Source organism: Caballeronia mineralivorans PML1(12) (genome assembly GCF_001028175.1).
In the GTDB taxonomy this organism is placed as follows: Bacteria; Pseudomonadota; Gammaproteobacteria; order Burkholderiales; family Burkholderiaceae; genus Caballeronia; species Caballeronia mineralivorans.
In genome coordinates, this window is record NZ_AEJF01000063.1 from 38736 (window position 1) to 63282 (window position 24547).

Consider the following 24547-nt stretch of genomic DNA (forward strand, 5'->3'; position numbering starts at 1 on the left):
GCGGGCTCGCCGCTCGTCGCACGTAGCGTTGCGGTGATAGCGCATACACAGCCCGCCCGGGTGAATACCCGGGTTGGCCGCAGCACAATTCAGCGTTGATCCCCGGTTATACGCTAGGATCGCCACCCCCAATAACATCGCTCGCTGACCAGGTTCGCAGGGCGGGAATATCATCACTTTGAGTCAGGAGACGCCTCATGCAAGACGTTCATAACTCCCCGGCGGTGCACACCGGCGCCGCGGTCCGCACGCGCTCGCGTACGCGGTTCGTGATCCTCGCGCTGCTCGCCGTGGGCACGATGATCAACTATCTGGACCGCACGGTCCTGGGCATTGCGGCACCGACGATGACCAAGGAACTCGGTATTGACGCGGCCGTGATGGGGATCGTCTTCTCGGCGTTCTCATGGACCTATGCGCTGGCCCAGATTCCAGGTGGCATCTTTCTCGATCGCTTCGGTAGCAAGGTCACGTACTTCCTTGCATTGACGTTCTGGTCGTTCTTCACGTTGATGCAGGGTTTTGCGGTGGGCCTCAAGTCATTGCTGCTGTTTCGCTTTGGCCTGGGTGTCAGCGAGGCGCCCTGTTTCCCGGTCAACAGCCGCGTGGTCGCCACGTGGTTTCCGCAACACGAGCGCGCCCGGGCGACTGGCATCTACACGGTAGGCGAATACCTCGGCCTCGCGTGTTTCGCGCCTGCGTTGTTCTGGATCATGGGGAGCTTCGGCTGGCGTGCGTTGTTCTTGGTGGTCGGTGTTGTCGGCATTGCGTTCGGGCTTGTGTGGTGGATCTTCTATCGCGAACCGCATGACTCGAAGACGGTGAATCAGGCGGAGCTCGATTACATCTCCGCAGGCGGCGGGCTCGAGCCGCCCGGCGGCCAGCAGACGCTGGCGTTCTCGTGGAGCAGCGTCGGCAAGTTGCTCAAGCGCCGCCAGATCGCAGGCGCATGTCTCGGCCAGTTCGCGGGCAACACCACGCTGGTCTTCTTCCTCACCTGGTTCCCGACCTATCTTGCAACCGAGCGCCACATGGGCTGGATCAAGGTCGGTTTCTTCGCCGTGATGCCGTTTCTCGCGGCAGCGATCGGCGTGATGTTCGGCGGCTGGGTGTCCGACCTCCTGCTCAAGCGGACCGGCTCGGCCAACATTGCGCGCAAGCTTCCGATCATCTTCGGTTTGTTGGGGGCGTCCACCATCATCTCCGCGAACTTCGTCAGCAGCGACATCATGGTCATCGCCATTCTCTCGTTCGCGTTCTTCGGGCAAGGCATGGTCGGGCTCGGCTGGACACTGATCTCGGATATCGCGCCGAAGAACCTGATGGGGCTGACCGGCGGCATCTTCAACTTTTGCGCGAACCTGGCCGGCATTGTGACGCCGCTGGTGATCGGCGTTATCGTGGCCAAGACCGGCTCGTTTTTCTACGCGCTGGCCTACGTCGGGGCGGCTGCGCTGGTGGGTGCGTTGTCGTATGTGTTTATCGTCGGCGATGTACGCCGCGTCGAGTTGGCGGACTGAGCGCCAAACTTTTTGAGGCACGCAGCAATGATTAGCGGAAAAACCACCCTGATTGCCCACATCGGTTATCCGACGGAGGCATTCAAAGCGCCCATGATCTACAACCCATGGTTCGAGCAGAACGGCATCGACGCGGTGGTGGTGCCGATGGGCGTGAAGGCCGAGGACTACGCGAGTGTCTTGCCATCCCTGTTCCGGCTCGCCAACATTCGCGGCGCGCTGGTGACCATGCCGCATAAGGTGACGACCACGAGTCTCGTCGATGAACTGACGCCCACGGCCCGCATTGCCGGTGCATGCAACGCGATTCTCCTGCGCCCCGACGGTACGCTGCTCGGCGATCAGTTCGACGGCGCGGGTTTCACGCGAGGCGTCGAACGCAAGGGCAGGCCGCTCAAGGGTGCGCGTGCGTTCGTGCTCGGCAGTGGCGGCGTGGGCTCTGCGATCGCGGCGTCGCTTGCTGCAGCGGGCGTAGCAGGACTCGCACTCTTCGATACCAGCACCGCAGCGGTCGAGGCGCTTGCCGACCGCTTGCGCAAGCACTATCCGCAGCTTGTGGTTACGACGGGCTCCAGGGACCCCGCAGGCTACGACGTGGTCGTCAATGCAACGCCGCTTGGCATGAACGACGGCGACCCGCTGCCGTTCGACATCGACCGCATTTCGCCTGGCACGTTCGTTGGCGAAGTCGTCATGAAAGCCGAATACACCCCGTTGTTACGCGCAGCCAAAGAGAAGGGCTGCGCGGTGCAGGTCGGCACCGACATGCTCTTCGAAATGATTCCGGCGTATCTCGAGTTCTTTGGTTTCGGCACGGCTACGCCCGAGCAATTGCGCGCGGTTGCGCAGATCAAATACTCATGAGGTGATGCCATGAAAAAGGTGCTCGTTCTCAACGGACCCAATCTCAACCTGCTAGGCCAACGCGAACCTGCGCAGTACGGCTACGACACGCTCGCGACCGTCGAGACGCTGTGCAAGGAAGCCGGCGAGCGGCTCGGTGTGGAGGTGGAGTGCCGGCAGTCGAATCATGAGGGTGTGCTGATCGACTGGATTCACGAGGCCGGCCGGGAGATGGCGGCGGGCAACATGCTGGGTGTCGTGATGAATCCGGGAGCCTTCACGCACACATCGATTGCCCTTCACGACGCTATCAAGGGCGCAAGCGTCACGCTGATCGAGCTTCATATCTCCAACGTTCACGCGCGGGAATCGTTTCGTCACCACTCGTATATTTCGCCGGCGGCGCGCGGGATTATCGTCGGCCTGGGCGTCAAGGGTTATGCCCTTGCCATCGATGCGTTGGTGCAGGTGTCGCCAAGCTAAGTAAGCGGTTGTGATTGTTAGAGAGGGGCTGAAACAGGAGGTTTATTTTTGCCTTAGTTAGACGAAAAGGAAGCCTAAAGGTCAATATTGGCGGGCCGATATACGAGTTGTAGCGTTCACTTCGACAAGGATGCGCCGTGCGCGCTTCAACACCCATGAAAGTATCGACCAAACTGCTTTTACTTGTTATTACAGCGCTGGCGGGCGTCATCTGCATAGCCGCGATCGCGCTGTCGCAACTCGACCATGCGCTCATCGAAAGCCGTCAAGGGCAAATCGTTACGCTGCTGAACAAGGCCGAACATCTGACGCTGTACTACCAGTCGCTGGAAGCAAGCGGCAAGATGAGTCGCGACGACGCGCAGTCCGCCGCTAAAACAGCACTCAACCAGTTGAATGCAGATAGCAAAAGTTACTATTGGGTAACCAACACCGAGAGTATCAACCTCGTTCATCCGAACGCGAAGCTGATCGGTACCAAGACGGGCGGCAACAAGACCACGAACGGCAATCTGACCGATACGCAGGCGTATCAGCAAGGTCTCGCGAACGACCATATCGCGCTGGTGGATGTGCTGATCAAGCGCACGCAAGACGGTCCGCTCGAAGCGAAGTTGCAAGGCGTGGTCACGATTCCGGCGTGGGGCTGGTGGATTGGCACGGGCTTCTTCCACGACGACATCAATGCCGCCTACTGGAAGCTCGCCAAGACACTGGTCGGTATCGCGATCGCGATCTTCCTGGCAGTCGGCGCCATGGCCTGGTTCATGACGCGGAGCGTAACTCGCGCGCTTGGTGGCGAGCCGGCGGACGCAGCTGCATTTGCCGCACAAATTGCGGCGGGCAATTTGGGCGCTTACATCAAGCTCGCGCCGTCGGACCGTTCGAGCCTGCTGTTTGCGTTGAGCGAAATGCGCCTGAAGCTGTGCGATCTGGTGCAGGGTATTCAGCGTTCGAGCGATTCAATCGCGACCGGCTCCGGTGAAATTGCGCAAGGCAACACCGACCTGTCGCAACGTACGGAAGAACAGGCGGCGTCTTTGCAGGAGACCGCTGCGAGCATGGAGCAATTGACCGCGACGGTGAAGCAGAACGCGGACAACGCGCGTCAGGCGAGCCAGCTCGCTATGCTCGCGTCGAATGCAACCGAACGCGGCGGTAGCGCGGTGGACGAAGTGATCGGCACGATGCAGAGCATCGCTGACGAGTCGCGGAAAATCGGCCAGATTATCAGCGTGATCGAAGGCATCGCATTTCAGACCAATATTCTTGCGCTGAACGCAGCGGTCGAAGCGGCGCGAGCCGGCGACGAAGGTCGCGGCTTCGCGGTCGTCGCCGGCGAAGTGCGGACACTGGCGCAGCGCAGCGCGTCGGCGGCGAAGGACATTAAGGAACTGATCGGATCGTCGGTAGCACGCGTCGACGACGGCACGGGCCAGGTCGCGGTTGCGGGAGAACGGATGCGCGAGATCGTGCAGTCGATCAAGCGCGTCAGCGACATCATGGGGGAGATTGCAGCGGCATCGATCGAGCAGAGCACCGGCATAGAACAGGTCAATCGCGCGGTGTCGCAGATGGACGAAACCACGCAACAGAATGCGGCACTGGTCGAAGAAGCGGCGGCAGCCGCGGCTTCGCTGGATGAACAGGCCGGAAGGCTGCGCGCGATGGTGGGGGTGTTCCGGTTGGAGGGCTAATTGCACGCAGTAGAACAAGCAGGCGAGAAAGCGATGCGGCCATTCTGATGTCAGTGTGCATGGAGACCCATGCACACTGCAGACGTGAAAACTCAGGCCAGCTTCTTCCTGCCGCGGTTCGCCGAGTTTAGTCTTCAGCCTCAGAACGCGTTAGCCTTCCAGCTCCACGTCGAAGCGATGGTGAACGTTCTGTCAGCGGCGGAGAGAAGACCGCATCCAGCACGCTTCCCGACGCGAACTGCCTGCGATACGCGGCAGGCGTCGTCTCCTTCATTGCCTTGAACTGCCGATTGAAGTTTGCAATGTTCGCGAAACCGGACCGTGTCGCGATTACTGAAACGGGCAATGACGTATCGGCAAGCATCCGGCACGCGTGGCCGATCCTGACGCGGGTGATGTATCGGCTCACGCTCTCGCCAATGTGCTGAGCAAAATAACGCGTGAGCGTGCGTTCCGACAGACTTGCAGCCGCGCAAAGCTCCGGCAGCCGCAACGGCTCGGCGAACCGCGCGTCGATCATCGAGAGCACACGGTTGATCCGTTCGGGCTCATGTCCCGATGGCCCCTCGGTCCTTTCGTTGAATGTGCTGGGCGATGCGAGTGGAGCTCCTGGCGCATCAGCGAGCGCACACAGGATATCGAGCGTCGCGGCAAGACGCTCACGCGGCGCGCTCGAAAGCAGGTCGTTCGCGCGCAATCGCATCGCCGCTCCCGCGTCCTGTCCGAATGCCAGACCACAGGCTGCCCTGCGCAGCAGCCTGTGCAGCGCTTCATATTCCGGACAACAATCCGCGAGCCGCCGCGCCCAGTCGCCATCAAACCAGATCACGATCGCCACCTGTGGTGACGACGGATCGATCGAGCGGTTCGATGCCCACGTATGCGGAAGATCTGGCGGAACCAGTACTAGATCCTCTGCCTCGTAGTCCACCACCGAATCACCGATGTACCGCTTTCCCTGACTGTTCATGGTCAGGGTCAACTCGTACTCCGGGTGGTGATGCCACTCAAACGGAATGCGTGGCAGGCGCCTGTGATAGATGCGGACTGAACATCTGTCGCCGAACTCGACGTGCTCATACGCTGGTTTCATGGCCGAAATTGCAAAATAATTGTCTGTATAGTATCACTGCTCGGCGTACTCACGGCCTATGCTCCGGTGGTAGTCAACGCAAACGGAGACAGACATGGCAGCACTGCAAATTGATGATCTGCCCGCCGCTATCCGGCAGGCAAAACGCGAGCTCCGCGAGAGATTGCCTAACTATCGCGAGGTATTCGCTGAAGTCGAAAAAGCGATCAGTGAAGAAGCACGGCTTATCGCAGAGCGACGCGACCGGGGCGAAGCCGTCATTCCCGTGATCCAGTTTTCCGACATCGCCGAACAGCGCGTCGGGCCGGCGCAGATCGAACTCGTGAAGGTGCGCGGGGCATGCGTGATCCGCAATGTATTCGACCGTAAGCTCGTCGAAGCTTGGGACAGGGAGATTGCTGACTATGTAGAGCGCAACGATCTCGATAGGCGGCTGCAGCATCGCGCGGAGGATAAATATTTCGGCGAACTCCAGTCCAGCAAGCCGCAAATCTACGGCATCTACTGGTCCAGGCCACAAGTACTGGCTCGGCAGGCACCATCGCTCACGGCCGCGCGCGTGTTCCTGAACCGGCTGTGGCGCAACGAAAGCGAGGGTCGCGTGCACTTCGCTCCTGACCACGTGCCGGTCTATGCCGACCGTCTGCGTCGCCGGCCGCCCGGCTCGGAATCTCTCGGTCTGTCCGCGCACTGCGATGGTGGCTCCGTCGAACGCTGGATCGAAAGCAATTTTCGTAAAGTGTACCGACATGTGTTCGACGGCAACTGGCGACGCTACGATGCGTTCGACGCCGCGTTCCGGCCAGACGTGCTGGAGATTGCGTCGCCGGCGGTCTGTTCCATGTTTCGCACATTCCAGGGCTGGACGGCGCTGACTCCCCAAGGGCCAGGCGACGGCACGTTACAACTCGTTCCGATTGCCAACTCGATGGTTTATATCCTGCTGCGCGCCCTTCAGGACGACGTTGCCGAAGATGACCTTTGCGGCGCAATGCCGGGACGCGCGTTGTCGATCAAGCCGGAATGGCATGGACCCTTATTCGACGCGCTGTCACCTATACCGAAGATGGAAGCCGGCGACACGGTGTTCTGGCACAGCGATGTGATCCATGCGGTGGAAGACGCACATCATGGCACCGGGTACAGCAACGTGATGTATATCGCGTCGGCGCCGGCGTGTGCCAAGAACAACGACTATCTGGAGCGTCAATTGCCCGCCTTTCTTGAAGGGAAGAGTCCGCCCGACTTTCCGTCTGACCACTTCGAAGTCGATTTCGTCGGACGAGCTACCACCGACGACCTGACGCCGCTGGGTAGAGCGCAACTCGGTCTCAATCTGTAAGCGGTCAACGCATCCTGAGACCGGACATAACGTACGCCCATAGAGGCGTACGCGTGTCTGCATAGTCGATTGCTCGCGTTGCTAATCCATCAAGCGGCGCGCAGAAAAATCTGCGTCGACGCGCCACGTCTTCCCCTGATCCTGGGAACGTTCGCCAATCCAGCGAAAGGAGTTCGGCGTGATTTCCGTGAAGCTCCAGCGCACGGCGTCGCCTGCGCTGTTGTGGCCTTCCTGGACGATGTCGTTACCCGAAGCACGGCCCAGTTGCCGTGAATAGTACTGGCGGAGCGGGTCGCTCCACAGGATGTGCCAGGCGTCCAAAGCAGGGTCGTAGACCCGCAGCGTCGTGCCGTGGAAGATCCCGGGAAGAATCCATACATCCTGGATCGCACGGCCCTCGAGCACCCAACCGAAATGAATTTCGCCGCGGCCAGGTTGCGGCGTGCCGTCGTCGCCGTAGACGATCGTGTCCATCTCCCAGCGGCCGCCGCGGTCAATCAACCAGCCGTAAAGTTTCATTTTTTCGGCGCGATCGGCAGCGGGCTCATTGGTATGAAGAGCATCAATCAAGGATTTCGATGTGGGCATGGTAAGAACTCCGTCAGGCATTGGATTTCCTATCCTAAGCAGCAACGGCTCACACGGCTTGGGGAAAATTGCTATATCTTTGGATATGGCTCCCACTCCCGATCTCCTTGCAGCCGGCTCCGGATGGCGCGTCCATGACGTCGTCTGCACCGCCAGTTCGCACGACCGGCCTTTCGAAGAGCAGCACGAGGCCCTGTGCATTGCAGCAGTGATGTCGGGCACCTTCCGCTATCGTTCAACTCAAGGGTCGGCCACGCTTGCGCCGGGGGCAGTTCTGCTCGGCAATGAGCAACATTGTTATGAATGCAGCCACGAGCACAGCGCCGGAGACCGCTGCCTCTCCTTTCATTTCACACCTGAGTTCTTCGAGCAAATAATCTCCGCCGTGCCGGGTGCGCGGCACATTTCATTCGATGTGCCGAATCTGCCACCATTACCGGCGTTGATACCCATCGTCGCGGCAGCGGAAGCTGCGCGCGCCGATGGCGACTTTGCAGCGTTTGAAGAGTTGGCGTTGTGTCTGGCTGGCACGGTGTCGTCAGCGTTAGCCGGCGCAAAGCGGCCCAGGCGCACACCAAGCCCGCGCGATGAACTACGGGTCGCCGCCGTTTTGCGCAGGATCGAGCGAGAGTCGCATCAGCCGCTTGCGCTGGCGGATCTGGCGAGTGAAGCCGCGACCAGCCAATATCACTTTCTGCGTCTGTTTTTGCAGGTCGTAGGCGTGACGCCTTACCAGTACCTCATGCGTACGCGATTGCACGAGGCGGCCGTGCGTCTTCGCGGGTCCAACGAGAGCGTCTTGAGCGTAGCGCTGGAGACAGGCTTCAATGACGTGTCGACATTCAATAGCCACTTCCGGCGAATCATGGGAATGAGCCCGAGCGCTTATCGTCGGTTGAAAGGGGGAGTGGAATAGCGTTCGCAGGGTTATTGAAAGAAGTGAACCGATAACGTCGCACCAAGTGCTTATCGGTTTAAGCCGGGTTCATTAAATCTGGAAAAGCCATTTCGGCTCACCTATTCTTAATCGATGCGGATGACTGAATAATTAGTGCGCCGCACAACAAAAAGAACTATCGGGAGACCCTCATGTCCAGATCCCGTACGTCGCTTTTCTCCCTGTTTGCCTGCTCCGCACTTGGCATGCTCGCGCCGGGCGTAACAGCGCTTGCCGCCGACGAGATACAAGGTGCCGCGACCACTCAAGCGGCATCCATGCCGGACGCACTGCGACCGGTGACACAGCAGCAACTCGATTTGGCCGGCGGTAACCAGGCCGCGTGGCTGCAGCCCAACGGCTCTTACACCGAGACGCGGTTCGCTCCCGCCACGCAAATCACTCCGGCAAACGTGTCGAAGCTCAGACCGGTATTCGTGTTTCAGACGGCTGTGATGGAATCGATGGAAACGGCGCCCATTGTGTCGAACGGCGTGATGTTCCTCACCACGTCGTATAACCACGTCTACGCCATCGACGCCGTGACCGGCAAGGAATACTGGCATTACAAACACAAGATGGGCTCGGTCACGACCTATTGCTGCGGGCCGAATAACCGCGGTGTCGCGATCTTCGGCGATCGCTTGTACATGGGCACGCTCGACTCCAAGCTCGTCGCACTCGATACCAAGACCGGCAAGCTCTTGTGGGAAACCCAGATTGCGGACCCTGAACTTGGCTACTCGGAAACCATGGCGCCGGTCGTGGTCGACGGCAAGGTGCTGATTGGCACGAACGGCGGCGAATACGGCATTCGCGGTTTTGTGAAAGCGTTCGATGCCGACTCCGGCCAACTGTTGTGGACCTTCTACACCATCCCGGATACGGGGCAGGAAGGCATCTGGGCAGAAAACGATGCGGTCGGCCGCAACATGAAGCGCGACGTCGCGAACGAAAAGCAGCAACTGGCGGCGAAGGGCGGGGACTTCTACAAGACGCTCGGCGGCGGTGTCTGGATGACGCCGGCCATCGACCGGAAAGAACACACGGTGTATTTCGTGGTCGGCAATCCTTCGCCTGACCTGTATGGCGCGGTGCGTCCAGGAGACAATCTTTATACTGATTCGCTCGTTGCAATCGATCTCGATACCGGCAAATACAAGTGGCATTACCAATACATCGCGCATGATCTATGGGACCTCGATGCGGCAAGCCCGCCGATCCTGGTCGACGTGCGGGACAAGAACGGCCATATGATTCCGGGTATCATCCACGGCGGCAAGACGGGGTTTATCTATGTGCATGACCGTCGCGACGGACACCTGATCCGCTTCTCCGAGGCCATGATTCCGCAAGAGGGTGTGTGGACGCTGCCGACACCAACCGGTGCACGCATGCTGCCGGGTGCGAATGGCGGCGTCGAATGGTCGCCGATGGCCTTCGATCCGAAAACCCGCATGGCATATGCGGCAAACCTGCATCAGCCGATGACGTACCAGGTGGAAGATGTAGCTTACCCGGGCGGCAAGCTGTGGCTTGGCGGTGCCTTCAAGACCATTCCTTCGGAAGAGCAATGGGGCAAGCTGGTCGCGGTCAACATCGATACCGGCAAGATCGCGTGGTCCTTTAAGACAGCGCAGCCGCTGATCGGCGGCGTGCTGGCGACCGCCGGCGGCCTGGTCTTCAACGGCGAGGGCAACGGGCTGTTCCGCGCCTTCGACGCAGCCACCGGCAAGAAGCTCTGGGAGTTCCAGTGCGGTGCGGGCGTCAACGCGCCGGCAGTCTCCTACACCGTTCGCGGCAAGCAATACATCGCGGTCGCGGCCGGCGGCAATACGCAACTCGACTTCAAGCGCGGCAACAGCGTGCTTGTGTTCGCGTTGCCTTAGGACGTGGGGATGAGGGGTCCCTGGCAGCGTCTTCGAGCTGGACAACGGCATGCGCTTGCGTTGAGTGTGTGCGTGAGTTTCTGGGCGCTTCCTGTTGCCGTTCATGCCGACGCCGATGCGGGCAAAACCAAGGCGGTAGCCTGCGTTGCGTGCCACGGTGCGATGGGAAATTCGACCAGTCCGGACTATCCGGTTCTCGCCGGCCAGACGGCGCGTTACCTCTATCTCGAGCTCCGGGATTTCAAGGCCGGACGCCGTAATGATCCGCGCATGAGCCCGATGGCGGCCAACCTCTCGCCCGAGGACATGCATGACCTCGCCGACTATTTCGCGGCGCAACAGCCGGTGCCGGTTGTTTTCAAGGCTGATCCCATCAAGGTCGACGCCGGCCGCAAGAAGGCCGCTGAAGTCTTGTGCACGATGTGTCATCTCGGCGGTTTCATCGGGCAGAACGAGATGCCGCGAGTGGCTGGGCAGCACTATCAATATATCGTCAAGCAGCTCGAGGATTTCCGCGCGCGCAGGCGTACCAACGACGCAGGCAGCATGACAAGCGTGACAACCGGCCTGTCCGATGCGGATATCGAGAACCTCGCTAATTACATCGTCAATCTTCAATAGGCCGAGCAAGCTTCTTTTGCGAGTGTGTGAGATGAAGAGAATGTCTGGCTGGTGCGTGACCGCTCTCGCGCTCGGTGCTCTCAGCGGCGTCGTTTGGGCGAACGACCTGAGCGTCAATGAACAACTGCTCGCGGCGGCGCGAAGCAATGACGAAGCGGGCGTGACGCGAGCGCTCGACGCAGGCGCCGCTGTTGATTCGCGTAACCGTATCGGCGATACGGCGTTGATCAGCGCCTGCAAGAAGGGCCTGGCGCCGATGGCGCGCGTCCTGATCGATCATGGCGCGAACGTCAGCCAGGCCGACGTGCAGGGCGTGACGCCGCTGATGGCGGCGGCGTTCGGCGGCTACGAGGAGCTTGTCGCGTTGTTGCTTGCCCATCATGCAGACCTGGCCAGTACGGATCGCGTGGGCAAGACCGCGATCGAATATGCGGCCGGACTCGGACACACCGCTGTGGTCGAGCAACTGCTTGATGCGGGCGTGGATGTGAACGCGGTTTATCACAACCACCTGACGGCGCTCATGTGGGCGGCCGGCTACGATCAGATACAGACGGTGTCGCTGCTGCTTGCACGAGGGGCCAAACGCGACATGCGCGACGATCGCGGCTTGACGGCGAGGGACATCGCGGACCAGACCGGATCGAAGCAGGTCGCGCTGGTTTTATCGAAGCAGTGAGTGCGGCTTGCGTCGCTTCTGCTCACGCGTCAACGCATGTTGCCCGTGTGACCCAGCGAATAACGCCCGGGTTGCGGCCAGACGGTGAGGCCGTGCGGTTCCATGCCGACCGGAATAGACGTGACCGCACCGGTCGACGTGTTGATGGCGTACACCACATCGTCGTACCGGCCCGAGAGCCACAGCATGGTGCCGTCGGCGCTGACGTTGCCCATGTCCGGGCTGCCGCCGCCAGGAATCGGCCAGGTTGTCAGGACTTTTCGCGTGGCAAAGTCGATGACCGACACACTGCCTTTGCCGTGAGGCGCTCCGTGAACGCGGTTCGATCCGCGATTCGAAACATACAAGCGCTTGCCGTCGCGGCTCGGATAGAGTCCGTGCGTACCGATGCCCGTCGGGATGAATCCGATCTTCGTGAAGCTGTCGCCATCGATCACGTAGACGCCATCGGCCATCATGTCGGCGACGTAAAACACGCGGCCGTCGGGCGCCACGCGGATGTCCTGCGGCATACCTTTCTTGTCGAGTTGAAGATAACCGACGACGGCCCGCTTCACCATGTCGATCTTCGCAAGACGGCCACCGAACTCACAGGTAAAAAGCGCGTATTTTCCGTCGATGGAAAAGTCCGCGTGATTAATCCCTCTGCACTGGGGCACGGACAGGCTGGAGGTCAGCGTCATGGTATGCGGGTCGCGAAAGTCGAGCCGCGCACGCGCTTCGGCCACGACAATGGCCTCCTTGCCATCCGGCGTGAAATACATGTTGTACGGGTCGTCGACCATCACTGCGTGGCCGGGCTTGCCCGTCTTCGGATCGATCGGTGTCAGGCTGCCGTCGGTGCGGCCCTCGGCGTTGTTCGCCACCCATAGGGTTTTCAGATCCCATGACGGAACCACGTGCTGCGGGCTCAAGCCGACGCGGTATTTGTCGACTACCTTGAGCGTGGCCGGGTCGATCACAACCACATCGTTTGAGCGCAGGTTCGGCACGTAGACCCGCGGCAGAGCATCGGCTACCGACGCACTGAGATGGCCCGCACCCGCTTCACTATAAAGATTGGCGGCGTCGACCACGGGTGGCATGCCGGGCACCGTGGCAACGGCGGGCGCGGCGAACGCAGCGCTCGTTGACCATAAACCGGCGGTCGCGAAACTGATCGAAGAGGCGAGGCGCAAGAGGCGGCGAGCACACGAATGCATGGCAAATCCCGTAATTGATTGAAGCACCAGCTCGACGCCGGCGAGGAAGATAGCGTCAGTGTCCGGCAGTTTCTTTTTTGATCGCAACGATGGTTCGCGACACGATCGCGTCTATGCCGGCTTGTCCGAGTTGCGCGGTCGAGTGCCGCGGATCGCCGCCATAAACACCCACGGAAGGCCCCGGCTTGGGCGCGTTTTTCATGTCGTCGAGCCGCACCATTTGCGGTGCGACTGCGAGCAGCAGGGAGGTATCGGCGAGGCCGGCGTGCGTGCCGATCTCGTCGTCCCGAACGCCGTGCTCACGAAGGATCTGGTTGTACCCGGTGGAACTGGTGCCGTAGTACTCGGCCGGGACGAACGCGCGCGCATCCGAACCCGCCCAGCTCTTGTTGAGCCGTGCAACGACGCGCCGGACATCGTCCTGATAACCACCGTGATCGCCGAGGAAAACGATGTTGCGAAAGCCGTGGACCTTGAAGCCGCTAGCCGCCGATTCAAGCGTCTTTTCGAATACATCGTCCGGTACGGTGATCGTGCCGGGGAAGCGCATATGCGAAGTCGGAGGAGCGGTGTTGCCTTCGGGCACATACGCGATCACAGGTGCAACGATTGCATTGCCCAGTCCTTCGGCAATGCGTTGCGACAGGATCTTGACCCGCACGTTGTGCTTGCCGAGCGCGACATAAGGACCGGTCTGCTCGGTCCCGCCGATCGGGATGAGGATGGTTGTCTTGCCCGCATGGATCTCGTCGCGCAGCTCGGTCCACGTCAGGTCCTCGAGCTCGACAGTCTTGGGCGGAATCGCAAGGGCGATTTGCGCGGCGACGAGAAGAAGGGCGGCGACGACAGTCTGTCGTAAGGGAAAACGCATAAATGATCCTCGTGGAAAACTCGGGCTGGGTCTCGACCCGCGAAGCGTCTTTGCGAGCTCTGCGACAGGCTCGCGACGCGGAATGCCCTCTAGATTATCTGCATCGTTCGCCGCCGTGGATGAAAACGCGAGATCGAATTCGCAACACCAAACCAGCCGTTCGCATCAGCGGCACCCCCCATTGCCACGTGTTTTTTTCTGTGAAAGACTTCGTTCATCTGCTGTGCCGGACATCATTCCGGTATATCGGACAACTAGTTCAGGTGCTCTATTAAGTGCTCTATCCGGCATCGGCGATCGTTCATGCGAGGCGGGCCGGACCGCAACATCGATTTATGCAGGCCCATGCCCGGGCATGGGAAGGGCGTTGAGCCCAGGGGCTTCTCTGGCCGCCGCCGTCTGTTCCTAAGCGGTCCCTAAGCGGACATTTTCACTTTCAAGGCTGAGATCCAAATGAGACTTGTCAAAGAAAGCGCACGTATTGCCTGTTTATTCGCGGTGGCCGGTCTGTTGACGCTGGCCGGCTGCACGAAGGTTGCCGCACCCGCCCAGGACGGAGCGACAGAGTCCGCGCTGAAGGCGGTGTTGCAGCGCGGCACGCTGCGCGTAGGTGACTGTCTGAGCTTCGCTCCCTTCGGTTTCTATAACAAGGATGGTGCGCCTGACGGTTACGACGTCGACCTCGCGAAAGAACTGGCGAAACAAATGGGCGTGAAGCTCGAGGTCGTCAATACAACGAGCGCCAACCGTATTCCGAACCTGCAAACCAGCAAGGTCGATGTGGTTTTCTGCAATTTCACGCGCAATCTTGAGCGGGCCAAGGAAATTGGCTTCACCAATCCCTATGTCGTGGCCAGTGAAGCGCTGCTCGTCAAGAAGAGCGGCGGCATCAAGTCAATCAAGGACATGTCCAACCGTACGATCGCGACGGTAAAGGGTTCCACGAACGGCGACGAAGTGCGCGCACTGAACATGCAAGTGAAGATCCAGGAATTCGACAGTTCGCAGGCCGCCATCCTCGCGGTGAAGCAAGGCCAGGCCGACGCGATGATCGAAGACAACAACTTCCTCGCTTATCAGGCGTCGCTCGATCCCGAGTTGACCGTGACCGACGAAGCACTCGTTCCGCTGGAATACAACGCGTTCGGTGTGAAGGCGGGCGATCAGGTCTGGCTCGATTACCTCAATCTGTTCCTGTTCCAGATCAACGCGTCGAAGATGAACGCTCAGCTGTACAAGAAGTGGTTCGGAGCCGATCCGCGTTTCGCGTTGAATCCGCAGTACTGAAGTACTGAAGTACTGAAGCGCCGGCGCCGGTTGCATCGCGCAAGTCTGAAGACGGAGGAGCAATGAGCTATCAATGGGTGACCCTGTCGGGCTATCTGAACGATTTTGTGCGAGCGGCGTGGCTGACGCTCCAGGTCACGCTGCTGGCCTTCGTCGTCGCGATGCTGCTCGGCTTGCTGGCCGCACTGGCGAGCACGTCGCGGGTTGCAGTGCTGCGTGCGATCGCCAGTTGTTATATCGAGGTGATTCGCAACACGCCGGTGCTGCTGCAGATCTTCATTGTTTTTTTCGGCCTGCCGTCGATGGGCATCACGCTCAATGCGTATACCGCGGGTGTTATCGCACTCGGCGTGAATGTCGGTGCGTATCTTGCGGAAGTGTTCAGAGCCGGGATTCAGTCGGTGCCGCGCGGTCAACTGGAGGCGGCTTCCATCCTGGGCCTGGAGCGTTCGCAGATCTTCATTGAAGTGGTCATGCCGCAGGCCGCGCGCGCCGTTTATCCCGCGATCGTCAACAACCTGATCCAGCTTCTGCTCGGGACTTCGTTGCTGTCGGCCATCGCGTTGCCGGAACTGACCGGCATGGCGACCGTCATAAACTCGCGCACGTTGCTGTATATCCAGACTTTTACCGTGACGTTGATTGCATATCTTGCGCTGAGCAACTTCCTGTCGTGGGTCGCCGGGGTGATTGGGGCGCGCTTGTTTCATCCACCGCTCGTGCTGCCAAAACGCACGCGCATGCCGTTCATGATCAGGCGGCGCGTGAGTCCTGGAACCGGAGAGTGAACATGACAAGCGATCTGTTGATGACCAGCCTGCCCATCCTGCTTCAGGGCCTGCTGACCACACTCATTCTCTCGGTAGCGGCAATCGTGGGCGGGACGCTCGTGGGGCTGCTGGCAGCCGTATTACGGACCTTCGGGCCGTGGGGCACGCCACGCCTCGCCCGGCTGTACACCGAGCTGTTTCGCGGCACGCCGGTCCTGATCACGTTGATGTTCATCTATTTCGGTGTGTCGTATTTCGGTTATGCCATCGACGTCTTCGCAGCCGGCGTGATAGGGCTCAGCGTCTACCAAGGTGCCTATATTGCAGAGGTTTTCCGCTCGGGGATTGAGTCGGTCCAGAAGGGGCAGTGGGAAGTCTCTCAAATCCTTGGACTAAGCAAGGCGCAGGCGTTCTTTTCGGTGATCCTGCCGCAGACCGGCAAGATCGTACTGCCGCCGTTGATCGGCCAGTATTTGTCCCTTATCAAGGATACGTCGATTGTCAGCATGATCGGCATGTCCGAGTTGATGCACCAGGGCCAGGCGATTGTCGACCGGATCGGCAAGCCGGTGGAGATCTATGGTCTCGTCGCCGTGCTGTATTTCGTTGTCTGCTTTCCCCTGTCGCGGTGGGTGCGCCGCCATGATCGAAGAAGGAGCCTGTTGTCATGAACACTGCCATCGCGCCTAAACCCATCATCAACCTGAGCGGCGTCACCAAGTCGTTCGGTACCACCCAGGTGCTCAAGGAGATCAACCTCGACGTGCGCCAGGGCGAAGTGCTCGTCCTGATAGGCGCCTCCGGTTCAGGCAAGAGCACCGTATTGCGCATCATGAGCGGTCTTGAAACCGCGGATGCCGGCGAGGTCTGGGTCAACGAAGTGCCGCTTCACGACGCACGCCGCGCACGCGAGATTCGCGGGCACGTGGGCATGGTGTTCCAGCAGTTCAACCTGTTCCCGCACAAGAACGCGTTGGGCAATGTCTCGCTGGCCTTGATCAAGGCGCGCAAGATGAATCCCGCCGATGCCCGCAAGCGTGCAATGGACGCGCTTGATCGCGTGGGTCTCGCCGATCGTGCTGATCACTATCCAAGCCAGTTGTCGGGCGGCCAGCAACAACGGGTGGCAATCGCGCGCGCACTGGCCGTGGAGCCGGGCATCATGTTCTTCGATGAAGCCACCTCGGCGCTCGATCCTGAACTGGTCGGCGAAGTCACCGAGGTGATGCGTGGCCTTGCACGCGACGGTATGACGATGGTGGTCGTCACGCATGAGATGGGGTTTGCGCGCAAGACCGCCGACCGCGTGGTGTTCATGGACAAGGGCGTGATTGCAGAGCAGGGCGCACCCGAGCAGATCTTCGTGAATCCGCAGAATGTGCGCACGCAGCAGTTCCTGCACCGGGTCCTCGATCATTGAGCGCAACCGGTATGCAACTGTTCACGCGCTAAACTCGCGTCAGTCAAAGATCGAAAAAGCAAATCATATTGCCGACGGAGTTCGAGTCATGTCTGTAGCGGAATCTTCAAGGGCGAGGGGAGTCGACCGGGTCGTCTCCATCCTCAAGCAATTGCATAGCGTGCGGCGTCCGATGACAATGCGCGAACTGATCGAAGCGACCGGCGCACCGCGCTCCAGCATCTACGAACTCGTGACGATCCTGACCGAGGCAGGGTGGCTGGAAGCAGGCGCCGACGGCAGTGTGTTCTTCGGCCGCGAGATGCACTACTACGGGTCTGACTATGCCGTGCACAACGACTTGATCAGCCGGGCTCACCAGGTCATTCTCGGCCTTGTCCGGCGCCACGACGAAACTGCCCAGCTATGCATGCTGGAGGGCAACAAGTACACCGTGGTCCTGTCGGAAAACAGTTCCCGTCCGTTCAACATCAGCTCGGACATAGGCGTGAAAGTGCCCATTCCCTGGACCGCGTCCGGCCGTTTGTTGCTAGGGCATTTGAGGGCGGACGCGATTCGTTCGTTGATTCCGGAGGAAGATTTTATCCTCGACAACGGCAAGCGGATCGAAGTACCGGAATTTCTGGGAGATGTCGAACGTGCCGCAGAGCAAGGGTTTTTCTGCACGGAAGGCCTGTCCCACACGTTTCGATATTGCATGGCCGCGCCCGTCAGGGACAAGAACGGGCAAGCCGTTGCCGCGCTATGCTTCATGACCAGCCGCGACACAGACCCGAACAAGCGCGCGGCCATGCTGGAAGACCTCATAGGCTCGGCTAAAACACTATCGCAGCCATATTACGGAACGAGTTTCGGAATGGCGAGCTGATTGCCGCACGAGGCATTGCTTGCATAGCGCCGCGAGACTTGAACGAACCGGTGTGCTGCAGATGCTCGCACTCCAGGTAGAGGTCGCATCGAGGCCGCCGGCGTCATGTTTACACCCGGCAGTGCGTTCGATATGGAAGGGTATATCCGGATCGGATTCGCCAACCCGCTCGATGTTCTCCAAGAGGGGCTGGCGAAGGTTTCCGGCTTCCTCGGAGACATCGGACGCGGGTAAACGCCACCGGTAGCTCTACTTATTACTACCCGCGCCGGTTCCATATAAGCCGTTATTGAACCCGCCCCCAGTGGAGCCGCGACGGGGAGTAGTCGGGATATTCGTGGCGGAGCTGGAGATTAAGAAACCATAAACTATGAGGGCGTAAAATAAAATCAGTGGTCACGCTCCTCCGCAGGAATAATGTTCGCTGCGTAATTTTCAGCGCGATTCTATAATTGTTTCAGTCTCCCAAAAACCGCCGAGGCGCACGATGTTACAAATGTCCCGGCGACAGTTCCTGAAGGTTTCAGCAAGCACGCTTGCCGGATCGAGTTTGGCCCTGATGGGCTTCTCGCCGGCACCTGCACTAGCGGAAGTCCGTCAATACAAGCTGTCGCGAACCACTGAAACCCGCAACACCTGCCCCTACTGTTCGGTAGGTTGCGGCATCCTGATGTATGGCTTGGGCGACAACGCCAAGAACGCCAAATCCAGCATTATTCATATTGAGGGCGATCCGGATCATCCGGTCAATCGCGGCACTTTGTGCCCGAAGGGCGCAAGCCTGATCGACTTCATTCATAGCCCGAGCCGCCTTAAGTACCCGGAATATCGCGCGGCGGGATCGAATGAATGGAAACGCGTGTCGTGGGAAGACGCGCTGGATCGCATCGCCAAGCTGATGAAGGAAGACCGCGACGCGAATTTTGTCGAGACGACAGAAGACGGCAAAAAGGTTAACCGATGGCTGACCACCGGCATGCTCGCAGCATCCGCCGGTAGCAATGAAGTCGGTTATCTGACGCACAAGACTGTTCGCAGTCTTGGCATGCTGGCATTCGACAATCAAGCACGTGTCTGACACGGCCCGACGGTGGCAGGTCTTGCCCCGACGTTTGGCCGTGGAGCGATGACGAACCATTGGGTCGACATCAAGAACGCGGATGTGATTTTGGTCATGGGCGGCAATGCGGCCGAGGCTCACCCGTGCGGTTTCAAGTGGGTCACGGAAGCAAAGGCACATCGGAAGGCAAGGCTGATCGTGGTCGATCCGCGCTTTACGCGGACAGCTTCGGTTGCCGATTATTACGCGCAGATCCGGACCGGCTCGGACATTGTGTTCCTGGGCGGCGTGATCAATTACCTGCTGACCAACGACAAGATCCAGCACGAGTACGTCAAGAATTACACGGACTTTCCGTTTATTGTTCGCGAGGATTTCGCGTTCGCGGACGGTTTGTATTCCGGCTATGACGCGGAAAAACACAGCTATGACAAAGCGACCTGGGACTACGAACGCGGCGACGACGGTTACGCCAAGATAGACCCCACGCTGCAGCATCCGCGCTGCGTGTACAACCTGATGAAGCAGCACTACTCGCGCTATACGCCCGAACAGGTCGAGAAGATTTGCGGTACGCCCAAGGAGAAATTCCTGAAGGTGTGCGAGATGCTTGCATCCACTGCAGTGCCTGGGCGCGCCGGGACGATTCTGTACGCGCTCGGTTGGACGCATCACTCAGTGGGCTCGCAGATCATCCGCACGGGCGCAATGGTGCAGTTGTTGCTGGGCAATATCGGTATTGCTGGCGGCGGCATGAATGCGCTGCGCGGGCACTCGAACATCCAGGGCCTGACGGACCTGGGCTTGATGTCGAACCTGTTGCCGGGCTACATGACCTTGCCCATGGAAGCCGAGCAGGACTACGAGGGCTTTATCAAGAAGCGCGCGACGCAGCCGCTGCGCCCGAACCAGTTGAGCTACTGGCGCAACTATCGTGCGTTCCATGTGAGCTTCATGAAGTCGTGGTGGGGCGCTAACGCAACCGCCGATAACAACTTCGGTTACGACTATCTGCCTAAGCTCGACAAGTCCTACGACATGCTGCAAGTGTTCGAGTTGATGAACCAGGGCAAGATGAACGGTTACATCGCGCAGGGGTTCAACCCGCTCGCGGCGGCGCCGAACAAGTCGAAGATCGGTGCGAGTCTGGCGAAGCTGAAATGGCTCGTCATCATGGACCCGCTCGCCACTGAAACGTCCGAGTTCTGGAAGAACTTCGGCGAGTTCAACGACGTCGATGCATCGAAGATCCAGACGGAAGTGTTCCGCTTGCCGACCACGTGTTTTGCGGAAGAACGCGGCTCGCTGGTGAGTTCCAGCCGCGTGTTGCAGTGGCACTGGCAAGGCGCGGCTGGACCGGGGGAATCGAAGAGCGATCTCGAGATCATGTCCGGGCTGTGGCTGCGTATGAGGAAGGCGTACAAGGAGCAGGGCGGAAAATATCCCGATCCTATTCTCAACATGAGCTGGCCGTACGCCGACCCGGAAAGCCCCACGCCTGAAGAAATCGCGATGGAGTTCAACGGCAAGGCATTGGCGGACGTGACGGATGTCACGGACAAAACCAAGGTGCTCGCGAAACAAGGCGAGCAGTTGGCGGGCTTCGCGCAACTTCGCGACGACGGCAGCACGGCGAGCGGATGCTGGATTTTCTGCGGATCGTGGACGCAGGCGGGTAATCAGATGGGCCGCCGCGACAACTCGGACCCGACCGGTATCGGCAATACGCTGAACTGGGCGTGGGCGTGGCCGGCTAATCGACGGATCCTGTACAACCGTGCTTCATGCGATGTCAGCGGCAAGCCCTTCGATGCCACCCGCAAGCTGATTGCGTGGAACGGCAAGTCGTGGACTGGCGCGGATATTCCCGACTTCAAGGTAGACGAACCGCCGGAAAACGGCATGAATCCGTTCATCATGAATCCGGAGGGCGTGGCGAGGTTCTTCTCGCGCGACGGCCTGGTGGAAGGGCCGTTCCCGGAGCATTACGAGCCGTTCGAAAATCCGCTGGGCTACAACCCGATGCATCCGGACAACAAGGCGGTCGTCAGCAATCCGGCGGCGCGCGTGTTCCCGGACGATCGGGCCGCGTTCGGCACGCACGAGAATTTCCCGCATACCGCGACGACTTATCGTTTGACCGAGCATTTCCACTACTGGACCAAGCACGCGCGCCTCAACGCGATCGTGCAGCCGCAGCAGTTCGTGGAAATTGGCGAGGATCTGGCGAAGGAAGTGGGTGTGGTCGCGGGGGATCGCGTGAAGGTGTCGTCGAATCGCGGGCACATCGTGGCCGTGGCAGTCGTCACCAAGCGCATCAAACCTTTGATGATCGAGGGGAAAAAAGTACAGACAGTCGGCTTGCCGTTGCATTGGGGCTTCAAAGGACTCACGAAGCCGGGCTATCTCGTCAATACGCTGACGCCTTCCGTGGGCGACGGGAATTCGCAGACACCGGAATTCAAGTCGTTCCTGGTCAAGGTCGAAAAGGCATAAGGAGAAGAGATGGCACTGCAATCACTGGATATCAAACGTCTCTCCGCCACCACGCTGCCCGAACCGCAGGTTCGCGTACCGGTCACGGGAACGGTCGCCAAGCTGATCGATGTGTCGAAGTGCATCGGATGCAAGGCATGTCAGACGGCTTGCATGGAATGGAATGACTTGCGCGATGAAGTCGGCGATTCAATCGGCGTCTACGACAATCCGCGCGACCTGACCGAACACTCGTGGACGGTCATGCGGTTCTCGGAATACGAGAACACCGAGGGCGATCTCGAGTGGCTGATCCGAAAGGACGGTTGCATGCATTGCGAGGACCCGGGCTGTCTGAAGGCGTGTCCCTCGCCGGGCGCGATCGTGCAGTACACGAACGGCATCGTGGATTTTCACGAGGAAAACTGCATCGGCTGCGGTTACTGCATAACGGGCTGCCCGTTCAACGTGCCGCGTATTTCGAAGCAGGACAACCGTGCTTACAAATGCACGCTGTGTTCGGATCGCGTGGCTGTCGGACAGGAACCGGCTTGCGTGAAGACGTGCCCGACCGGCGCGATCATGTTCGGTACCAAAGAGGACATGAAGCAGCAGGCAGCGGACCGCATCGTGGATCTCAAGGAACGCGGCTTCGAGAACGCCGGGCTGTATGACCCGGCAGGGGTGGGCGGCACGCACGTGATGTACGTGCTTCATCACGCCGATCAACCCGGCCTCTATCACGGCCTGGCGAAGAATCCTAAGATCAGTCCGATGGTTTATCTGTGGAAGGGGCTGGCGAAACCGCTGGCGCTTGCCGGCATCGCGGTCGCGGCGCTGGCGGGTTTCTTCCACTACACGCGTATCGGGCCGAACGAGGTGTCGCAGGCTGAGGAAGCCGAAGCGCAACATGAAGCCGAGGAAGCACGCCGTTCACGGGAGGCATCCGATGAAACACATTGAAGATCCTGTCGTCCGCGACGTAAGGGGTAACGGGCTGATCATCCGCTATACGCCGAACGAGCGCACCAACCACTGGATTACCGCCATTACGTTTATCTTGTTGGCGTTGTCCGGGCTGGCCATGTTTCACCCGGCCATGTCGTGGTTGTACGCGCTTCTGGGCGGCGGGCAATGGACGCGCATCCTGCATCCATTTATTGGCTGCGTGATGTTTCTCTCGTTTCTGATTCTTGCACTGCGGTTCTGGCATCACAACTATCTGGATAAGAGCGACATTCAATGGATGCGGCAGATTGACGACGTGCTTAACAACCGCGAAGAAAAACTGCCCGCCATTGGTAAGTACAATGCCGGACAGAAGCTGCTTTTCTTTACGATGGTCGTGTGTTTGCTCGCGCTGCTGGCGAGCGGCATCGTGATCTGGCGACGCTATTTCTCGTTCTATTTTCCGATCGAGATCATTCGCCTTGCTGCCGTCGTTCATGCTGCAGCAGCGTTCGTTTTGATCGTCGGAATTGTCGTGCATATTTACGCGGCGTTGTGGGTCAAAGGATCGATCGGCGCCATGACACGCGGCACCGTGACGTATGGCTGGGCGAAAAAGCACCATCCGAGATGGTTCAAGGAAACGATCGGGAAGTGAAGGGAAGTGAGTTTGGCTTAAGCGTCTCTTAAGCTCGACTTAACCAGACTTAGTCCCGACGTGACCGGGCCGCCGACGTTCTTCACTAAACGAAAACGCGGCGGCTCTCCAGTTTCAAGAGGTCAACAATTGTGGTCCAACGCATTCTAGAAGCCGGCGAGATTGAATCGCTCGATCAGTCGGCCATTCCACGCATCCGCACGCCCGAGCGTGCGAGCGTGTTCCTCGCGCGCGCTGCGCGGCTGCGCCAGCTCGCCGAACGCAGCAATCCCATAGCGGGTTATCTGCGCTTGATGGCGGCGCTCGCGGACGCGCAGCAGGAGACTATCGCGAGTTTTAAGGCAAAGCCGCCCAGCGCTGAATTGATCGCAAGCGCGCAGAAGCATTCCATGCCGTTGATTCCGGCGCTGTCCGGCGCGCGCGATCCCGCCTGGCGAGACGTTTTAATCAGCTTGCTGGACAAGCTGCAAGCTGCCGGTCCGCTCACACCGGCGCTTGAACAACTGATCAAGAAACTTAGGTCGCTCGACGCCGTGACCCTGGAAGCGCAAGCCGACGCGATCTTTGCGCAGCGCTTCGCCGAAGTCGATCCTGCGAGCGCACCGTTCATTTCGGCCGCGCTGCAAGTGGTGTGGACCGACCTTGCCGCGGACATCGACAAGCGCGACGTGCCGTACCTGGAGACGCTTGGGCTTTGCCCGGTGTGCGGTTCGCACCCCGTGGCGAGCACCGTGCGGGTGGGCGGCGTGTACGACAATTACCGCTTCCTGCAATGCGGTTTATGCGCGACCGAGTGGCACATGGTCCGCTCGAAATGCTCGAACTGCGACTCGACGAAAGGCATCGCGTATCACGCGCTCGGAACGCCCGACGCCGATGCCGGGACGAAGGAAGCCGAATCGAAAAAGGCGCCGTTGAAGGCCGAATCGTGCGACGAATGCCACACGTATCGCAAAATCGGCTATCAGGACAAGGACTACGATTTCGAACCCTTCGCCGACGATCTCGCCAGCCTGACGCTGGATTTGCTGATGGGCGAGGAGGGTTATCGGCGGGCGTCGCCACATCCATGGCTCTGGCCGGAACAAGTCGACGAAAAAACTGACCAACCCTACAAGTCCAATTAAAAAGGATCGGCTTGTGAGCGATGTAACGAGCGCCGAATTGCGGGCGCTGATGGCCCATGTGCCATCGGTGGAGCAGGTGATGGCGTCAGCGGGGTTCCTGGCGCTGGTTGACGAGTTTGGCCGGTCCGAGGTCCTGGCCGCGCTGCGCGGTGCGCTGGACGCCTGGCGT

Annotated in this window: 23 protein-coding genes and 1 pseudogene; 20 read left to right on the forward strand and 4 right to left on the reverse strand. The window is 59.8% G+C overall.

The window, feature by feature from the left end:
• The first annotated feature begins 197 nt into the window (after positions 1–197).
• The 4 genes from EOS_RS08680 (at position 198) to EOS_RS08695 (ending at position 4543) form a co-directional block, all read left to right on the forward strand.
• Positions 198–1520: an MFS transporter gene (locus EOS_RS08680; RefSeq protein WP_047846216.1), complete on the forward strand. Its 1323-nt coding sequence runs from the start codon at positions 198–200 to the stop codon at positions 1518–1520.
• Positions 1521–1547: 27 nt separating this feature from the next.
• Positions 1548–2384 (forward strand): shikimate dehydrogenase family protein, encoded by an 837-nt coding sequence (locus tag EOS_RS08685; RefSeq protein WP_047846217.1) that lies wholly within the window; start codon positions 1548–1550, stop codon positions 2382–2384.
• A gap of 9 nt (positions 2385–2393) precedes the next feature.
• Positions 2394–2846 (forward strand): type II 3-dehydroquinate dehydratase, encoded by a 453-nt coding sequence (gene aroQ / locus EOS_RS08690; RefSeq protein WP_047846218.1) that lies wholly within the window; start codon positions 2394–2396, stop codon positions 2844–2846.
• 155 nt (positions 2847–3001) lie between these two features.
• A complete protein-coding gene (locus tag EOS_RS08695; protein WP_047846219.1) occupies positions 3002–4543 on the forward strand; it encodes a methyl-accepting chemotaxis protein in 1542 nt (513 codons plus the stop codon).
• Between the two features lie 127 nt (positions 4544–4670).
• Here the strand turns inward: EOS_RS08695 and EOS_RS08700 are convergent, their stop codons facing one another.
• Positions 4671–5636 carry a helix-turn-helix domain-containing protein gene (locus tag EOS_RS08700; protein ID WP_047846220.1) on the reverse strand — a complete coding sequence of 322 codons (966 nt, stop codon included), beginning with the start codon at positions 5634–5636 and terminating at the stop codon, positions 4671–4673.
• Between the two features lie 94 nt (positions 5637–5730).
• Between EOS_RS08700 and EOS_RS08705 the strand changes: the two genes are divergently transcribed.
• Positions 5731–6978 carry a DUF1479 domain-containing protein gene (locus EOS_RS08705; protein WP_047846221.1) on the forward strand — a complete coding sequence of 416 codons (1248 nt, stop codon included), beginning with the start codon at positions 5731–5733 and terminating at the stop codon, positions 6976–6978.
• A gap of 81 nt (positions 6979–7059) precedes the next feature.
• Here the strand turns inward: EOS_RS08705 and EOS_RS08710 are convergent, their stop codons facing one another.
• The gene (locus EOS_RS08710) at positions 7060–7566 is read right to left on the reverse strand and encodes a hypothetical protein (RefSeq protein ID WP_047846222.1); all 507 of its coding nucleotides are present in this window, start codon (positions 7564–7566) and stop codon (positions 7060–7062) included.
• Between the two features lie 85 nt (positions 7567–7651).
• On the opposite strand from EOS_RS08710, the gene EOS_RS08715 reads away from it, so the two are divergent.
• From EOS_RS08715 to EOS_RS08730, 4 genes are all read left to right on the forward strand, one after another.
• The gene (locus EOS_RS08715) at positions 7652–8482 is read left to right on the forward strand and encodes a helix-turn-helix transcriptional regulator (RefSeq protein WP_047846223.1); all 831 of its coding nucleotides are present in this window, start codon (positions 7652–7654) and stop codon (positions 8480–8482) included.
• Positions 8483–8709: 227 nt separating this feature from the next.
• Positions 8710–10392 (forward strand): pyrroloquinoline quinone-dependent dehydrogenase, encoded by a 1683-nt coding sequence (locus tag EOS_RS08720; protein WP_047846224.1) that lies wholly within the window; start codon positions 8710–8712, stop codon positions 10390–10392.
• Between the two features lie 9 nt (positions 10393–10401).
• Positions 10402–11013, forward strand: a complete 612-nt coding sequence (locus tag EOS_RS08725) for a c-type cytochrome (RefSeq protein ID WP_047846225.1) — start codon at positions 10402–10404, stop codon at positions 11011–11013.
• Positions 11014–11053: 40 nt separating this feature from the next.
• Positions 11054–11692 carry an ankyrin repeat domain-containing protein gene (locus EOS_RS08730; RefSeq protein WP_087881906.1) on the forward strand — a complete coding sequence of 213 codons (639 nt, stop codon included), beginning with the start codon at positions 11054–11056 and terminating at the stop codon, positions 11690–11692.
• Between the two features lie 29 nt (positions 11693–11721).
• Here EOS_RS08730 and EOS_RS08735 read toward each other — a convergent pair whose 3' ends face one another.
• Positions 11722–12894, reverse strand: a complete 1173-nt coding sequence (locus EOS_RS08735; protein ID WP_047846227.1) for a YncE family protein — start codon at positions 12892–12894, stop codon at positions 11722–11724.
• A gap of 55 nt (positions 12895–12949) precedes the next feature.
• Positions 12950–13765: a creatininase family protein gene (locus tag EOS_RS08740; protein WP_047846228.1), complete on the reverse strand. Its 816-nt coding sequence runs from the start codon at positions 13763–13765 to the stop codon at positions 12950–12952.
• 453 nt (positions 13766–14218) lie between these two features.
• Here EOS_RS08740 and EOS_RS08745 point away from each other — a divergent pair, with 453 nt between their 5' ends.
• The 11 genes and pseudogenes from EOS_RS08745 to EOS_RS44255 all read left to right on the forward strand — a co-directional run.
• Positions 14219–15052, forward strand: coding sequence for an ABC transporter substrate-binding protein (locus EOS_RS08745; RefSeq protein WP_047846229.1), 834 nt, complete (start codon positions 14219–14221; stop codon positions 15050–15052).
• 62 nt (positions 15053–15114) lie between these two features.
• Complete coding sequence (locus EOS_RS08750) at positions 15115–15840, forward strand: amino acid ABC transporter permease (protein WP_047846230.1); 726 nt, start codon at positions 15115–15117, stop codon at positions 15838–15840.
• Positions 15841–15842: 2 nt separating this feature from the next.
• A complete protein-coding gene (locus tag EOS_RS08755; protein WP_047846231.1) occupies positions 15843–16493 on the forward strand; it encodes an amino acid ABC transporter permease in 651 nt (216 codons plus the stop codon).
• Positions 16490–17242: an amino acid ABC transporter ATP-binding protein gene (locus EOS_RS08760; protein ID WP_047846232.1), complete on the forward strand. Its 753-nt coding sequence runs from the start codon at positions 16490–16492 to the stop codon at positions 17240–17242. Before EOS_RS08755 ends, EOS_RS08760 begins: the two co-directional genes overlap by 4 nt.
• Before the next feature lie 88 nt (positions 17243–17330).
• Entirely contained in the window at positions 17331–18110 is a 780-nt protein-coding gene (locus tag EOS_RS08765; RefSeq protein ID WP_047846233.1) for an IclR family transcriptional regulator, read from the forward strand.
• Positions 18111–18215: 105 nt separating this feature from the next.
• A complete protein-coding gene (locus EOS_RS48725) occupies positions 18216–18344 on the forward strand; it encodes a hypothetical protein (RefSeq protein ID WP_268760301.1) in 129 nt (42 codons plus the stop codon).
• A gap of 253 nt (positions 18345–18597) precedes the next feature.
• Positions 18598–21666: a formate dehydrogenase-N subunit alpha gene (gene fdnG / locus EOS_RS08775; RefSeq protein WP_152693096.1), complete on the forward strand. Its 3069-nt coding sequence runs from the start codon at positions 18598–18600 to the stop codon at positions 21664–21666.
• A gap of 9 nt (positions 21667–21675) precedes the next feature.
• Positions 21676–22608: a formate dehydrogenase subunit beta gene (gene fdxH / locus EOS_RS08780; protein ID WP_047846236.1), complete on the forward strand. Its 933-nt coding sequence runs from the start codon at positions 21676–21678 to the stop codon at positions 22606–22608.
• Complete coding sequence (locus EOS_RS08785; RefSeq protein WP_047846237.1) at positions 22595–23251, forward strand: formate dehydrogenase subunit gamma; 657 nt, start codon at positions 22595–22597, stop codon at positions 23249–23251. Before fdxH ends, EOS_RS08785 begins: the two co-directional genes overlap by 14 nt.
• Positions 23252–23382: 131 nt before the next feature.
• Positions 23383–24378, forward strand: a complete 996-nt coding sequence (gene fdhE, locus EOS_RS08790) for a formate dehydrogenase accessory protein FdhE (protein WP_047846238.1) — start codon at positions 23383–23385, stop codon at positions 24376–24378.
• Between the two features lie 13 nt (positions 24379–24391).
• A pseudogene (locus EOS_RS44255) lies at positions 24392–24547 on the forward strand (L-seryl-tRNA(Sec) selenium transferase); the annotation flags it as partial.